This is a genomic window from Ketobacter sp. MCCC 1A13808 (assembly GCF_009746715.1).
Classification (GTDB): Bacteria; Pseudomonadota; Gammaproteobacteria; order Pseudomonadales; family Ketobacteraceae; genus Ketobacter.
On record NZ_VRKW01000002.1, the window covers coordinates 70806 to 86858 of the forward strand.

At 52.7% G+C, this 16053-nt stretch carries 13 protein-coding genes; 10 read left to right on the forward strand and 3 right to left on the reverse strand.

The genetic code is table 11. From position 1 onward, the window contains the following. Positions 1–217: 217 nt before the first annotated feature. From FT643_RS04305 to FT643_RS04315, 3 genes are all read right to left on the reverse strand, one after another. Entirely contained in the window at positions 218–1222 is a 1005-nt protein-coding gene (locus FT643_RS04305) for a DUF2333 family protein (protein WP_156869578.1), read from the reverse strand. Between the two features lie 101 nt (positions 1223–1323). Further along, positions 1324–3297, reverse strand: coding sequence for a bifunctional diguanylate cyclase/phosphodiesterase (locus FT643_RS04310; RefSeq protein ID WP_198043312.1), 1974 nt, complete (start codon positions 3295–3297; stop codon positions 1324–1326). Positions 3298–3409: 112 nt separating this feature from the next. Continuing rightward, positions 3410–4021, reverse strand: coding sequence for a transglutaminase-like cysteine peptidase (locus tag FT643_RS04315; RefSeq protein WP_317621942.1), 612 nt, complete (start codon positions 4019–4021; stop codon positions 3410–3412). 309 nt (positions 4022–4330) lie between these two features. On the opposite strand from FT643_RS04315, the gene dsbD reads away from it, so the two are divergent. The 10 genes from dsbD (at position 4331) to purD (ending at position 16044) form a co-directional block, all read left to right on the forward strand. Continuing rightward, positions 4331–6157 (forward strand): protein-disulfide reductase DsbD, encoded by a 1827-nt coding sequence (gene dsbD / locus FT643_RS04320; protein ID WP_156869584.1) that lies wholly within the window; start codon positions 4331–4333, stop codon positions 6155–6157. A 182-nt stretch (positions 6158–6339) separates the two neighbouring features. Beyond that, the gene (gene aroQ / locus FT643_RS04325) at positions 6340–6789 is read left to right on the forward strand and encodes a type II 3-dehydroquinate dehydratase (RefSeq protein ID WP_156869586.1); all 450 of its coding nucleotides are present in this window, start codon (positions 6340–6342) and stop codon (positions 6787–6789) included. Positions 6790–6821: 32 nt separating this feature from the next. After that, a complete protein-coding gene (gene accB / locus FT643_RS04330; RefSeq protein WP_156869588.1) occupies positions 6822–7289 on the forward strand; it encodes an acetyl-CoA carboxylase biotin carboxyl carrier protein in 468 nt (155 codons plus the stop codon). A 15-nt stretch (positions 7290–7304) separates the two neighbouring features. Continuing rightward, a complete protein-coding gene (gene accC, locus FT643_RS04335; RefSeq protein WP_156869590.1) occupies positions 7305–8651 on the forward strand; it encodes an acetyl-CoA carboxylase biotin carboxylase subunit in 1347 nt (448 codons plus the stop codon). A 95-nt stretch (positions 8652–8746) separates the two neighbouring features. After that, positions 8747–9625 (forward strand): 50S ribosomal protein L11 methyltransferase, encoded by an 879-nt coding sequence (gene prmA, locus FT643_RS04340; protein ID WP_156869592.1) that lies wholly within the window; start codon positions 8747–8749, stop codon positions 9623–9625. Positions 9626–9750: 125 nt separating this feature from the next. Continuing rightward, the gene (locus tag FT643_RS04345; RefSeq protein ID WP_156869594.1) at positions 9751–11364 is read left to right on the forward strand and encodes a DUF3426 domain-containing protein; all 1614 of its coding nucleotides are present in this window, start codon (positions 9751–9753) and stop codon (positions 11362–11364) included. Between the two features lie 181 nt (positions 11365–11545). Further along, complete coding sequence (gene dusB, locus FT643_RS04350) at positions 11546–12538, forward strand: tRNA dihydrouridine synthase DusB (RefSeq protein ID WP_317621943.1); 993 nt, start codon at positions 11546–11548, stop codon at positions 12536–12538. Then, entirely contained in the window at positions 12535–12867 is a 333-nt protein-coding gene (gene fis, locus FT643_RS04355; protein WP_156869596.1) for a DNA-binding transcriptional regulator Fis, read from the forward strand. The genes dusB and fis overlap by 4 nt, the downstream gene beginning before the upstream one ends. 271 nt (positions 12868–13138) lie before the next feature. Next, the gene (gene purH / locus FT643_RS04360; protein WP_156869598.1) at positions 13139–14704 is read left to right on the forward strand and encodes a bifunctional phosphoribosylaminoimidazolecarboxamide formyltransferase/IMP cyclohydrolase; all 1566 of its coding nucleotides are present in this window, start codon (positions 13139–13141) and stop codon (positions 14702–14704) included. 47 nt (positions 14705–14751) lie between these two features. After that, positions 14752–16044, forward strand: coding sequence for a phosphoribosylamine--glycine ligase (gene purD / locus FT643_RS04365; protein WP_156869600.1), 1293 nt, complete (start codon positions 14752–14754; stop codon positions 16042–16044). Positions 16045–16053 lie beyond the last annotated feature (9 nt).

Genomic DNA, 16053 nt, shown 5'->3' on the forward strand with positions numbered 1-16053 from the left:
TTGCGATGCGGCTAATGCGAGAGATTCGCAATCCCCGTTGGCTGCGGCGGTGATCCGAACGGATCAGATGCAGGCAGGGGCAAGATGATGGTGCACAAGAGTAAATGCCCGCAAATACGATAAGCGCGGGTTTCACAGGCTAGTGAACTGAGAATACAGGGATTAAAAGAAGTGAAACCGGGGTGGCTCCATCGCCCCCCGGTAGGCTTTCGGCCAATTAGCCTTGTTCCAGCAAGCGGCGCAGATCAATGATAGCGGCATTAGCCCTGGAGATGTAATTAGCCATCACCAAAGAGTGGTTGGCAAAAACCCCAAAGCCCGATCCATTGAGGATCATCGGACTCATAACCGGTTCTTGAGTTGCTTCCAGCTCGCGCACAATTTGCTGCACACTGACCATCGCATTTTTCTTCTCAAGAATATTCTGGAAATCGATTTCGATCGCTTTCATTAAATGCACCAGAGCGAAAGACGCTCCGCGCGCTTCATAAAAAACATCGTCAATTTGCAGATAAGGCGTCTTCAGACGCAGTTCCTGTGGTGACGTAGTGGATTGTCTGGCGGCATTATCACCGGCCAAATCCACATTCAACTGCTCCCGCCCCACACTCGCGCTGAGCTTCTGCGACAAACTGCCCAGCCGGGTTTCAACATCGGCCAACCAGTTTCTGAGGTTGTCAGCACGCGCATAGAACTGCGCATTACTTTGGTCGTCATCCAGCAGACGAGCCTGGTAGGCTTTCAGATAGCGGATGCCCCGCTTGTATTCGTTTTCGGTGGAAGGGAACCAGAAGCTGCGATTATCGAAATGCAATTGTGGTTCGGCTGTAGCCAGATCGGTGTCTTCACGGGACGTCGATTGCGAACGGGCAATGTCCTTCCTCAATGCGCGGCTCAGATCCCTGAGCTGCACCAACATACCGAATTCCCAGTTGGCCATGTTGTCCATCCAGATACCCGGCGGCGCAACATCGTTACTCAGGTATCCACCGGGTTTTTGTAACAGGGTTTCAGTTAACCTGATTAACGTGGAGGTGGTGGCAAAACCCACTTGAGGTTGCTTGCCCAATGCCGCTGCATCCTGTTCCACGACACGCTTCACGTTCCAGATTTCAGGCTGGTCACTCCAGTAAATGCCCAGCCCGATTGTTATCAGCATATAGACCACTACCAAGCCAATGATCAGCTTGACCCAAAAGCCTTTTTTCTCGCTCGTGTCCAATCCATTCCCCTTAATACATCTTATAGTGCAATGTGTGCAGTCGATTCTTACGCTGTAAAACTAACCCTTTACCGCGCGCCCCGCAACCTTAACCACACCAATCACGCTGCATCCTGACGGCCCTCTGGCTCTCCCAGATAGTAGCCCTGGGCGCCGTCCAGCTTAAATTTGCGCAGCAAAGCCCATTGCTCCTTCTGTTCGACCATCTCGGCGGTTACCCTGATCTGGCGGCTATGGGCAATACGGACCAGGGATTGAACAAAAAACTGGTGATCCAGGTTTTCTTCGATATCACGGATATAAGAACTATCAACCTTGATAGAATACAACGGCAGTCCGCTGAGATAACCGAAGCTGCTGTTGGTGGTGCCGAAATGGTCAATGGTCATTTTAGCGCCCATCTCTTGCAAACGGACGGCTAGGCGACGCAGCTTTCCATGGGCAGTGCGCACCGTGATTTCCGGCACTTCAAATATCAAGTAAGGCGCTATGTCCCGATGAGCTTTCACCCTGTCCAATAGCCAGGTTTCAAACGCTTCCTGACGAATACTAGTGCTGGAAAGGTTAATCGCCACCGGCAGCAGATGGCCGGGATCCTGCGATATCAAATGCCCGATAATCGTTTCCACAATCAACTTGTCGAAACCGATCACCATATCAAAGCGCTCGACCAAAGGAATAAAATGCCCCGCAGTCACTAATTTGCCATCGACTTCCACCCGCGCCAGGGCTTCATAATGCATTACCGCTTGCGAGACACAGGACAACACCGGCTGATAATGCATAACCACTTTACGCTCACGAATGATATTCGTTAAGAATCCTTCCCAGTCCGGCACCCCCGGCAGGCCGGGCGTCATTGCATCACCGTGTGCATTCCGGTCATAGGTTTCCACATGACCGCTACGAAAACTCAGCGCTCTGCCCAGCGCTACCGATGCCTGTGCTTCTAACAACTTAGGGTCACTGCCCACCATGCACACACTCATGCCTGCGAACAACTGCACGTTAGCACCACCGATGTCCATCCCGTCCAGGTGTTGCATACGGTCTATTGCGTCTTCCACCAGTGCCCCTGTCTGCTCAACTGACTGCCGCGGCAACAGCGCGGCAAAGCGTGAACCGGTTACCCGCGCCACACAGTGACCGTCCACCTCGCCCAGGCATGTCATCCACACCTGACCAATACGCCGTAACAACAAATTACCGGCATCATGCCCATAGTGTTCGTTGTATTCACCCATGCCCTGTACTTCCAAACGCACCAGCGAGCCGCTGAATGGCTCTTCCGGTGACACTAGCCGGGCTTGCAGCTGCGCATTAAAAAAGCGGCCATTGCCTAGCCCGGTAATGGAATCCACGTAGGCCTGATTACGCACTTGTTCAATTTGGGTGACCTGCTCATCGAACAAAAGCTTTAATTGCCGGGTCATTCGGTTAATGGCCTGCACCACGCGTCTTAGCTCCCGCGTTTTAGGTAACGGTTGCTGAGCGGTAAAATCTTTATTGCAAATCGCATCCGCCTGTTTTTCCAGTGTACGCAGTGGCGCCAGCACCTTGCGCACAATCATCAGGATCAACATCCAGCTGACACCACCGACCACGACAAACAGCCAAAAGGTCTGTTTTGCTGCGCTCCATACATTGCGGATCGCTACATTCTTATCACTGAACACCCGCACTTCGCCCACGCGCCGCCAATTTTCGGTAATTTCACTAATACCGGGCATGGGATTAATTTGCAGCCAGCCGACGAACCAATCAGGCACCAGATGGGGAGGCACTTTGGCTTGCCGCGAGGTTATGACGTCCCCATCCTGATTCCGCAACACAATATTCACAAAATCGCCGCTATCAAATATCGCATCCACCATGGTCTGAACCAACGCCAGGTCGTCTTCTGCCAATGGCTTGGCCAGGGACAAACCCAACGACGTGGCGGTATCCTGGGCGTGGTTATGCATTTGGTATTCCAGATAATTACGGCTGTTATGAACGCTGAGATAACCAATGCCCGCCAATAAAACCAGCAGTAACCCGGTGATCATCAGGACCAGTTGACGATGTAAACTCACGCGGTTCTCCTTAAGCGGGTCGCTGACACGTAACCCGGAAGCCATGTTTAATCTTATTGTTGAATAATATAGTCTATCTACCGAATTACCGGGCGCTTGCAGAACGCCACCGCTAAAGCGTATCCATACCCAGACGCTGCTTCAGGTTGCGCCACATCGCGATTTCATCCGCACTGCCTAACAGGGATTCCTCATTGCGGTTTTTCGATTGCCATAAACCGTCAGCATTAAAACTGTAAACCGGGAGTAAATCCGTCCGCCTGGATGCTGGAAGCAACTCCGATACCAGAATATCCAGCACCAGCGGCTCGCCCCGCTTGGGGTAATAGGTGAGCACCATATGGGGTTCGTTAATTTTCAACGCCTTTACGTAGGTAATCCGCATATTGCGGGCAGGCACCCCCAACTGGCGCAGGGTGAAATACTTGGCGATGGCAAAATCCTCGCAATCGCCCCCGTTGCTGGCCAGGGTCTCGACCGGAGTCGCCCAGTAATCCGCTTGCTGCCAATGATCCTGATCGGTGCGAAAACGCAGGGTGTTGAAGAAGTCATTTACTTCTTTCAATTGTTGCTCAGTGGCAAGGTAACGGATATCCCAGATCAACTGCTCCCAGCGCGCCACCCGCTGCAAGCCAGGCTGCCCGTATTCAAGCTCGACCTTGTGCAGGATTTCGGAGGATAAATTACCGGCAAATAGCGGCCACGATAGCCACCAAAGCAGCACCGACAGCCACCTGCTGCAACGGATGCAGCACTGAAGACAGTACCGCAGCCAGACGAATGGGCTTCCTGGAGAGCTGATCATAAATACATCAATTTGGCCGTTATGAGCTTTAACTATAGCAGTGCTCCGCCGCCACGCCTGAGTTGACGGAAGTCACGTTTCCGGAAATTTGAGCACAACGGGGAAACACATTGGAGCCATCGGCGTCTAACGTTAAACTATGCGCAGCTTGCGCCCACCTGTTGTCGCGCAAATGAATGCGCCAAACCCGGCCAGTCTGTGAAACCGGCCTCTGGACTGTATAAAAACATGCGAATCGTATTACGCCTTCTACTCACACTGGTCCTGATCGGGAACAGCTCTTTTTCCTTTGCTAACGAAGACGAATTCCTGCCCGTTAATGAGGCTTTCAAGGTACAGGGAGTGGAGGATGGCAGTTATGTCGTATTCCGCTACCAGATCGCCGACGGCTACTATTTATATAAGGACCGCTTTCAATTTGGAATTACCGAAGGGGGCTCAGGTGAACTTGGCGAGCCGGTTTTCCAGCAAGCCGCCAAATGGAAAGAGGATCCGATATTCGGCCAGGTAGAGGTTTTCTATTCCCAGGTGAATATTTACCTGCCGGTTTTGAACACCGATGGTGGCTTTGTCGAAATAGATGCAGGCTATCAGGGCTGTGCGGACAAAGGCTTATGCTACATACCGCAAACTTATACCAATATGTATCAGGTCGACACCCAGGCTCCGGCACCGGAAATCAACCCGCAACCCAGCCCGCCACAACCAGTCACAGGAGATGACCCCGGGGAACACAGCGTTGCGCCTCCCTCGCTGGCGCCGTCTACTGCTGCTACCCTGGATACCAGTGATGCACTCAGCCTGGAAACTTTCCTTTCCGGCAATGGTTTGTTTTCTATCCTCGGCGTGTTTTTTCTGATTGGAATCGGGCTTACCTTTACGCCCTGCGTACTGCCCATGGTTCCCATTCTGAGCGGTATAATTGTCGGCCAGGGCCCTGAGCTGTCCCGTAGTAAAGCAGCAACGTTGTCATTCACCTATGTTACAGGAATGGCATTGACCTATGCCGCGCTGGGGGTGGTTGCCGGCGTCAGCGGAGCGAGACTACCGGTGGCACTGCAAAACCCCACCATCTTGTTCAGTTTTGCCGCGCTGTTTGTTGTGCTCTCCCTGTCGATGTTTGGGTTTTATGAAATGCAATTGCCCTCAGCCCTACAAAATCGTTTCAACGACATTAGCAATAAACAAAAAAGCGGGACCTATATTGGCGTAGCAGTCATCGGAATCTTATCCGCATTGCTGGTTTCCCCCTGTGTTTCTGCGCCCTTGGCTGGCGCTCTGTTGTATATTGGCCAATCCGGCGACTGGCTGCTGGGCGGTTTCGCCTTATTGGCATTAGGTTACGGAATGGGGGTACCGCTTTTGGTTATCGGTATCACCGGAGCGAATATCCTGCCCAAAGCCGGCGGCTGGATGGACAACGTCAAAGGTTTGTTTGGTGCCATGCTGCTTGCGGTTGCACTCTGGTTGGTCAAGCACCTGATGCCGGCAGTACTCGCATGGACGCTTGCCGGTGGCCTTTTGATTTTGGTGGGATTATATCTGGGTGCACTGGACCCCTTGCAGAGCCCGAAAGGCAAACTATTTAAAGCCATCGGCCTGAGCGCACTGATTTGCGGAGCTGGCCTGATTCTGAACAGCGTAATTAGCCCCGTCACCACAGTCGATAACCGGGCCGAAACACAGACTCTCGCTGTGCCGTTTGAAAGCGTACGCAGCGAAGCCGAACTCGATCGCCTTCTGGCGGAGGCGCGTTCAAATAATCAACCGGTGATTGTCGATTATTTCGCCGAGTGGTGTACTGCTTGCTATGAAATGGAACACGAAACGTTTACACAGGCGGACGTGCAGGCGCGACTCAAACAGCATCGCTGGGTGCAGATCGATCTGACCAATAACCCGGAGGACGATGCGTTACTAAACCGCTATCAACTGCCGGGACCTCCAGCCATTCTTTTCTTCGATGCGGACGGCAAAGAGTTATCCCAGGCGCGTATATACGCCTATAAAAGCAAGCCGCAATTCCTTCTGCACTTAGAAAAGTATAAAATTTAAGCCTGATAATTTGGAGAAAACGCAGGCGATCTTCGGCAATCGTGCAAGCTTTGTCAGTTAACTTGTAAATAAATGTAAGAACCGGCAGAAAGCGCAGGATACTCTTACAGGCTCTCGTTATAATCTTGGTCATTCTCACCAAAACAGCACCAATAATTAACGACAAGGAACCCTTTGCTGCAATGGCTAAACTGCTGGTATTGAACGGTCCCAATCTCAATCTACTGGGCACTCGCGAACCGGAAATTTACGGCGCACAGACGCTCGACCAGATTCACCAGCACCTGCAGCAATTCGCCACCAACCAGGGTCATCAGTGTGAGTGCCTGCAATCCAACCGGGAATACGAACTGATTGAGCGGATTCACGCCGCCAAGCTGGACGGCACCGCTTTTATTATTATAAATCCGGGCGCACTCACCCACACCAGCATTGCCCTGCGGGACGCTTTTACCGGTGTCGGCATACCTTTTATAGAAGTGCATATATCCAATGTGCACGCCCGTGAGAATTTTCGCAAACACTCCTACCTGGCGGATGTGGCCGCTGGTGTCATTGCCGGGCTAGGTTCCCAGGGCTACGAACTAGCCTTGCAGGCGGCCATCAAACAGGTGACCGGAAGCAACGAATAAACCGCTAACTTTAATAATAAAGAGAAGTTTTTATGGACATCCGTAAAGTTAAAAAGCTGATCGAACTGCTTGAAGAATCCGGTATCGATGAGATAGAGATAAAAGAAGGTGAAGAGTCTGTTCGCATCAGCCGTAACCAGAACAAAGGCATGATGCCGCAATATTACGCCCCCGCTCCTGCGCAGGCACCGGCGGCCCCGATAGCGACTGCAGCTGCGGAACCGTCGTCGGCGCCGGCGAGCGCACCCGCAAGCGACGAGCCTGCCGGACACAAAGTAAAATCACCGATGGTAGGCACCTTTTATCGCTCCTCTTCACCTGACTCAAAGCCCTTCGTTGAAGTAGGCCAGTCTGTGAAAGCGGGTGACACCCTGTGTATTGTTGAAGCCATGAAAATGATGAACCAAATCGAAGCGGACAAATCCGGTACGGTAGTTGCCATTCTGGCTGACAACGCAGAGCCCGTGGAATTTGACCAACCTCTATTTGTCATCAACTAAAATAAGGCCTGCACCATGTTGGAAAAAGTGCTTATCGCCAATCGAGGCGAAATCGCTCTGCGGGTGTTACGTGCCTGTAAAGAGCTCGGCATAAAAACGGTGGCAGTGTACTCCACTGCCGATAAAGAATTGATGCATATTCGCTTTGCCGACGAAGCGGTCTGCATCGGTCCGGCCAGCGCTGCCGAAAGTTATCTGAATATACCGGCGATTATCAGTGCCGCAGAAATTACCGGCGCAAATGCCATTCACCCGGGATATGGATTTCTGGCTGAAAACGCCGACTTCGCTGAGCGGGTAACCGACAGCGGATTTATTTTCATCGGCCCTAGAGCAGAAACCATTCGCCTGATGGGCAACAAAGTATCGGCCATCGAAGCCATGAAAATCGCCGGTGTTCCTTGCGTTCCGGGATCAGACGGACCGCTCACCGATGACAATAACGAAATTCTCAAAATGGGCCGTCAGATCGGCTACCCGGTTATCATCAAAGCCGCATCCGGCGGCGGTGGCCGCGGCATGCGCGTGGTGCATCAGGAAAAAGACCTGATCAAATCCATTAGCCTGACCCGCTCTGAAGCGCGTAATGCCTTCGGCGACGACACCGTGTACATGGAAAAATTTCTGACCACCCCCCGGCACGTAGAAATCCAGGTGCTGGCGGATACCCATGGTAATGCAATCTACCTGGGAGATCGGGATTGCTCCCTGCAACGTCGTCATCAGAAAGTGCTGGAAGAAGCACCCGCGCCGGGAATCCCCGACCACCTACGCAAAGAAGTGGGTGAACGCTGTGCGAAAGCCTGCCGCGACATCGGCTATTACGGCGCTGGTACCTTTGAGTTCCTGTATGAGAACGAGCAGTTCTATTTTATAGAAATGAATACCCGGGTTCAGGTAGAGCATCCGGTCACAGAGATGGTCACCGGTGTCGATATCATCAAAGAACAGATCCGTATTGCCAGCGGCGAAAAGCTCAGCATTACTCAGGATGATGTAAAGATTGTCGGACACTCGATCGAGTGCCGGATCAATGCAGAGAATCCCAAGACCTTTATTCCCAGCCCCGGAACCATCAGCTACTGGCACGCTCCCGGTGGTAACGGAGTGCGCATGGATACGCATATTTACAGCGGCTACAAGGTTCCACCCAATTACGACTCCCTTATCGGTAAGCTGATTACCTATGGTGAAACCCGGGAAATCGCCCTGCAACGTATGCGCAATGCGTTGGAAGAAATCCTGGTGGAAGGCATCGAAACTAATATCGAGCTGCATGAAGAAGTGATCATGAAAGACAGTGGATTCCGAAAGGGTGGCGTGGATATTCATTACCTGGAAAAAATTCTGGGTCTGCATTAAGGTCTGTCGACATTGATTGATCGCCACTGCCGGGGCCCTATTTCCGTTCAGCGGTGTAATCAGTCGCGTATTCGGAATAGGAGCCACCGGCCAACATGCCCTGGATTCAGATCAAATTACAAAGCCCCGGAGATCAGACCGGCCCCATCGAAGATCAACTGATGGGGTTAGGGGCTGTTTCCGTTACGCTTGAAGACAGCGCCGATCAACCGTTGCTGGAACCACCGCCCGGTGCCACCCCGATCTGGGACGACACCACGATAAGCGGACTGTTTGAGGCCGACGCGGACATTGAACTCATCTCAGCTGCCCTCAAAACCAGCCTCGGCGATGACAAACCCATTCGCATCGATGCGCTGGAAGACAAAGACTGGGTACGGGAATGGATGGAGGCCTACCAACCCATTGCCTTTGGCCAACGACTCTGGGTTTGTCCGAGCTGGAAAACGCCACCTGACCCGAACGCCGTCAACATGATGCTGGATCCGGGCTTGGCTTTTGGCACCGGCACCCATGAAACCACAGCGTTGTGCCTTGGCTGGCTGGATTCCACCGATCTACACGACAAAACCGTCATTGATTACGGCTGCGGCTCGGGTATTCTGGCGATCGCTGCGGCACTTCTAGGCGCCGACAAAGTCTACTGTGTGGATAACGATCCACAAGCACTGCTAGCGACCCAACAGAATGCGGAACGCAATCAGATCCAGGATAAAATGGAAGTCTTTGCACCCGCCGCCCTACCCAGCATTAATGTCGATATTCTGTTGGCTAACATTCTGGCCGGCCCCCTTATTAGCTTATCGAAGCACCTGGCCAGCCTCACTAAACCGTCGGGACAAATAGTGCTGTCCGGGATATTAAAAGAACAATCTGATCAGGTCAGTGACTGCTACAGCGCCTGGTTTGATATGCAAAAGGCCACAATCGATGGCGACTGGGTTCGCCTCACTGGTACGCGAAAACACGATTAACCGCACACTAAATTCCTTACCGCATCACAGCGATTAGCAGCTAAACTGTGTACAATTACAGCAACTAACTGCTGAACGTACCCGCGACAACGTCGCTGGATGCGCAAGGAAAGGCAATCCGCTCCATGCAAGAGAATTTACTGACAAAATGCCCACATTGCGGAACCACGTTCCGACTGACCAAGGCCCAGCTTGATATTGCTGGCGGCGCCGTTCGCTGTGGTTCCTGCTATCAGGTATTCCACGCAGCAGAGCATATTGTCAAAACCTCCGTGGTCGAGGAGCGGCGCACCATCAGCAAAGAACCGGACCCTATCGAAGAAGCATTCGATATGAAATCCGACAAAGGTATGGATCCGTATGACACAAACGATCTGGACCTGGATGCCGACGATGGCGACATTTTCACCGAAGAATACCGCGCCACGATGGATACGGAATCCAGCCCCGGGGAATTAGGCTATCCACCGAGAAAATCCGACCCGAAATCCAACACCATTGTGGATGAATCCTGGGCCGAGGCCCTGCTCAAAGAGCTGGGAGAAGACACCACGGAAGACGATGAAGAATCGGCAGCAGACAATGATGATGAAGCTGACTCGTCATCGGATCTGATTAGTCGCGGCAATGCATTTGACCCGGACGAAGAGCCCATACGCAAACGACCCACCCCCAATAAAGGCAACGAACTCAGCGACACCTTCAAAAATCTTGGCACCTTTGCTGGCGACGACCCCTTCGCCACGGAAGACGACGAAGAATTTGGTTTCAATGACAGCGAATCCAATACCGACGAATCCTGGGCCAAAGCCATGCTCAATGAGCTGGAAGAAGAAGACGCCCCGAAAAAGCCGGACACGAGTCACCTTTCCTTAATCTCCGATGAAGGCCCGGAAGAGCTGAGCCCCTTTGCCGCCAAGGAATTATCCAATAACCGGGACGAAATCATCGCACGCTTAAAACAAAACAAATTAAGGGAACAGGAACTGGCACGGGCTTCCAACAAAGCGAAAAAGAAAGAATCGTTGCGCACGGAAGAAACCGAAGACTTTTTCCGGCTGCTCGAAGACGATCCGGCGCCGAGCCGGAGTGTTACCCTGATCGACGACAGCGGACTCAGCGGACTGGCCGATCTAGATGACGAGACAATCACGCCCGAGCACTTATTTGCCGACAGTGACGATCTGGCAAACGAGCATGTACCGATGAGCTCCCGAGGCTATTCTACCTATAAACGACCGGAGCGCGGTTCCAGCCTGGGCACCAAAACCGCTCTGGGCTGCCTTTTATTGCTGATCCTATTGGCGGGACAATATTGTTATTTCCAGTTCGACGAGTTGGCGCGCTCCCCTTCATTGCGCCCAACCCTGGAAAAAGTGTGTGCCGCGCTCGGCTGCCAACTGCCGGCGCAACATGACATATCTAAAATTATCGGCACCAACCTGGTGGTGCGTTCACACCCTTACGAGAAAAACGCGCTGGTAATCGACGTCATCATCAAAAACCAGGCAACGTTTGAACAGCCCTACCCCATTGTTCAACTCAACTTTGAAGACATGGACGGCAATCCCGTGGCAAGCCGTCGCTTCAAACCGGAAGAGTATATCGGCGACAAAATGCTCCCGTTAAACAGCATGCCAAGGAACACGCCGGTCCATCTGACCATGGAAATCAAGGATCCTGGACGAAATGCGGTCAATTATCAGCTCTTGTTTTTGCCCAGAAATAGCGCTAAATAGGACACATGCAGCCTGAATTCTGTTTACCTCCCCCTTCTTACCCTATAAAAGCGGTAATAGTCGAAATATTTTACAAAAGTATCGACTGCCATATTTATTATGCGGCAGTATCCGGCTATCATAGCTCGATCTTTAAGCACGACTGAAAATCATTAGGCGTTTTATTCAACAGGAGTTCCACGTGTCATTCTCCATTGGACCTCACACAATAAATAGCCCGGTGATCATGGCACCCATGGCCGGTGTCACTGACCAACCATACCGGCTACTCTGCAAGCGTCTTGGCGCAGGCATGGTGGTTGCAGAAATGTTAACCAGTGACAGTCGATTGTGGGACAGCCGTAAATCTCAGTTGCGCATGATCCATCAGGACGAACCGGAACCGCGCTCTGTACAAATCGCCGGGACCGAGCCAGACCAGATGGCAGCAGCAGCCCGGCTTTGCGTTGAACGGGGCGCCCAGATTATTGATATCAACATGGGCTGCCCGGCAAAAAAGGTCTGCAAAAAAGCCGCAGGATCAGCGCTGCTTAAAGATGAAGTACTGGTCAGATCTATCTTGAATGCCGTTGTTTCGGCAGTTGAAGTACCAGTTACCCTGAAGATTCGCACCGGCTGGAGTCCTGAGCAACGCAACGGCGTCACCATCGCCCGCATCGCTGAGGAAGCTGGTATACAGGCACTGGCGGTTCATGGTCGAACCCGCGCTTGCGCTTACAAAGGAACTGTAGAGTACGATACCATTGCCCGGATTAAGGAAAGCATCAACATCCCCGTATTCGCCAATGGTGACATCACTACACCTGAGCAAGCCAGGCAGGTCCTCGCCCACACCGGGGCAGACGCAATCATGATAGGACGAGCAGCACAGGGAAACCCTTGGATCTTTCGGGAAATTGAGCATTATCTCAAAACCGGGGTTACGCTTCCGACGCCATCTTCAAAGGAACTGAAGGCAGTGATTTTAGAGCATCTACACCGCTTGCACGACTTTTATGGCGACTATTTGGGAGTCCGTATCGCGCGAAAACATCTCGGGTGGTATGTACAACGGCTTCCGATGGGAGCACAATTTAAATCATTTTTTAACCAGCTTGAAATAGCGTCGGAACAACTCGCCAGTGCTCAGGAGTATTTTGAGCAACTAATCGAGGGAGAGGTAATGGCGGCATGAATGAAACAAACTTCAACGATGAAGCATCTTTTAGCAGCAATTCAACTTCAGCAAGCAACGCAGACCTGAAACAACATTTGGTAACCTCGCTTGAACAGGGCAGCCAAACGTTGCGGGACAACGTTCACAGGGCGCTACGGAATTACTTTGCGCACCTGGACGGACAACCCGTAACCGATGTTTATCAGATGGTGTTGTCTGAGGTGGAAGCCCCTTTACTGGAAACGGTAATGGAATACACTCGGGGCAACCAGACTAAGGCATCCGTACTGCTCGGCCTCAATCGCGGAACATTGCGTAAAAAGCTGAAAACTTACGGCCTGATCTGAAGCATTACTCCCGGTACCGGACACTCAGCTAACCGCTCCGGCACCGGGCAGCCAACTACCTAATCTGCTTATGTAAAAGCATAAGCCGCTGCATTCTGTTGCGGTTCCAAAACCCCTCTGCGTGCACAGGGCAGGATTACCTGTTTTTTTTGACTCTGGACCCTTAAAACGCCAGCCAATTCCGACTACAATGCGCCCTCCCCGGGCTCGGCACGGGTTACCCGTTCCACCATCCGATTCGCTAATCAAACAGTAAACGCAGACATCCATCATGAGCAGACCTATCAAACGCGCACTAATCAGTGTATCCGACAAAACCGGTATCGTTGAGTTCGCCCAGGCGCTAGCCGCCCAGGGTGTGGAAATACTATCCACCGGCGGCACCTTCAAGCTGCTGCGGGAGCACAACATTGCAGCCACTGAAGTTTCCGACTACACCGGGTTCCCCGAAATGATGGATGGTCGGGTTAAGACACTGCATCCGAAAGTACACGGCGGTATTCTGGGCCGGCGTGGTACCGACGATAAAGCCATGGCGGAGCACGGCATCACACCCATCGATCTGGTGGCAGTCAATTTATATCCGTTCGAAAAAACCGTCGCCAATCCCAACTGTGATCTGGCAACTGCAATCGAAAACATTGATATCGGCGGCCCGACGATGGTTCGCTCCTCAGCGAAAAACCACCACTGGGTGACTATTGTGGTCAACGCATCCGACTACGGACGGGTCATCGAAGAAATGCGCAACAACCAGGGCAGCGTCAGCGATCAAACCCGGTTTGAACTGGCATTAGCGGCCTTTGAGCATACCGCCAGCTATGACGGTGCCATCGCCAATTATCTGGGCGGTCTCAAAGGCGACGGCGAAAAGACCCCATTCCCGCGCACCTTCAACACTCAATTTCTCAAAGTGCAGGAAATGCGATACGGCGAAAATCCGCACCAGCAGGCCGCCTTCTATAAAGAGGCGAACCCGGCAGAACCCAGTGTCAGCAGCGCGCGACAACTGCAGGGCAAAGCACTGTCATTTAACAATGTAGCGGATACCGATGCCGCGCTGGAATGCGTTAAGTCCTTCAACGAACCGGCCTGCGTTATTGTGAAGCACGCCAACCCCTGCGGTGTTGCCATTGGCCAGTCCATCAACGAAGCGTATGCGCGCGCGTTTCAGACCGATCCCACCTCCGCTTTTGGCGGCATCATTGCTTTTAACCAGCCACTGGACGAGCAAACTGCCCGCGACATTATTGATAAGCAATTCGTCGAAGTCATAATTGCGCCCGGCGCCAGTGGCGCCGCTGTAGCCATCGTCGGAGAAAAGAAAAATGTGCGCCTGCTGACTTGCGAAGCCTGGGGCGAACGCAGCGCCGCGTTCGATTACAAACGTGTCAACGGCGGACTGCTGGTGCAGGATCGTGATAATGGCATGATCGGCGAGTCGGATTTGAAAGTTGTGACCAAGCGTGCACCAGACGAAGCAGAAATGCGGGATTTGTTGTTCTGCTGGAAAGTCGCAAAATTTGTTAAATCCAATGCCATCGTCTATGCGAAAAACCGTCAGACTATCGGAGTCGGTGCGGGCCAGATGAGCCGGGTGTACAGTGCCAAAATCGCTGGCATCAAAGCCGCAGATGAAGGCTTATCCGTTCCCGGATCAGTGATGGCTTCAGACGCATTCTTTCCTTTTCGCGACGGCATTGACGCTGCTGCTGAAGCCGGTATCCGCGCGGTGATTCAACCAGGCGGTTCGATTCGCGATGAAGAGGTCATTGCCGCTGCAGATGCTGCCGACATTGCCATGGTGTTTACCGGCATGCGACATTTCAGGCACTAGGGCGGCCAATTAACACTCATTCCGATAACTATTTCTGAGGGTACACAATGAACATTCTGATTATTGGTGGTGGCGGTCGAGAACACGCTTTAGCCTGGAAAGCAGCCCAGTCTCCTGTCGTGGAAAAGGTGTATGTTGCACCGGGTAATGCCGGCACCGCCCTGGAACCCGGTGTCGAGAATGTGAATATTGATGCAATGGACCTGGACGCCTTGGTCGCCTTCGCTCAGGAAAACCGTGTTTATCTCACCATTGTGGGGCCGGAAGCACCGTTAGTGGCCGGGGTTGTGGATGCGTTCCGTGCTGCCGAATTGAAGTGTTTCGGTCCCACCCAAGGTGCGGCTCAACTGGAAGGTTCCAAAGCGTTCACCAAAGATTTCCTTGCACGACATAACATCCCGACGGCCGCCTACGGCAACTTTACCGAAATCGATAAAGCGGTCGCCTACGTTAAACAGCAAGGCGCGCCTATTGTCGTTAAAGCAGATGGCCTTGCCGCGGGCAAAGGCGTCATACTGGCTCAAAGTGAAGAAGAGGCTATTGCCGCTATAAATGACATGCTGGCTGGAAATAAATTCGGGGACGCCGGTAGCCGGGTGGTAATAGAAGAATTTCTGGTGGGCGAAGAAGCCAGCTTTATCTGCATGGTCGATGGTAAGAATGTGTTGCCCATGGCGACCTCTCAGGATCACAAAGCCCGGGACAACAATGATCTGGGCCCGAATACCGGCGGCATGGGTGCCTACTCCCCCGCTCCGGTGGTGACGCCGGAAATCCAGCAGCGGGTCATGGACGAGGTTATTTATCCCACCGTGCGCGGCATGGAAGCGGAGGGAAATACATACACCGGATTCTTATACGCCGGGCTAATGATCAGCAAAGACGGCACACCCAAAGTGCTGGAATATAACTGTCGCTTCGGTGACCCGGAAACCCAACCGATCATGATGCGATTGCAATCGGATCTGGTCGCGCTGTGCGATATGGCGATTGAGGGCAAGCTGGATCAGACGGAAGCTCAGTGGGATTCACGGGCATCACTCGGCGTGGTACTGGCGGCAGGCGGTTATCCGGAAAGTTACGCAAAAGGCGATATTATTTTCGGCTTGCCGGAAAGCGATCAGGATATCTGCAAAGTGTTCCACGCGGGCACACAGTTAAATGGCGAACGAGTGGTTACCAACGGCGGCCGGGTACTTTGCGCTGTGGCTCTGGGGGATACGGTGGCCCAGGCCAAAGGCCGCGCCTATGACCTGGTCCAGCAGATCAACTGGAACAACGTCTATTACCGCACCGACATCGGCTATCGGGCAGTGGCGCGGGAGCAGGAAGAAAACTAGGCTCTGTCG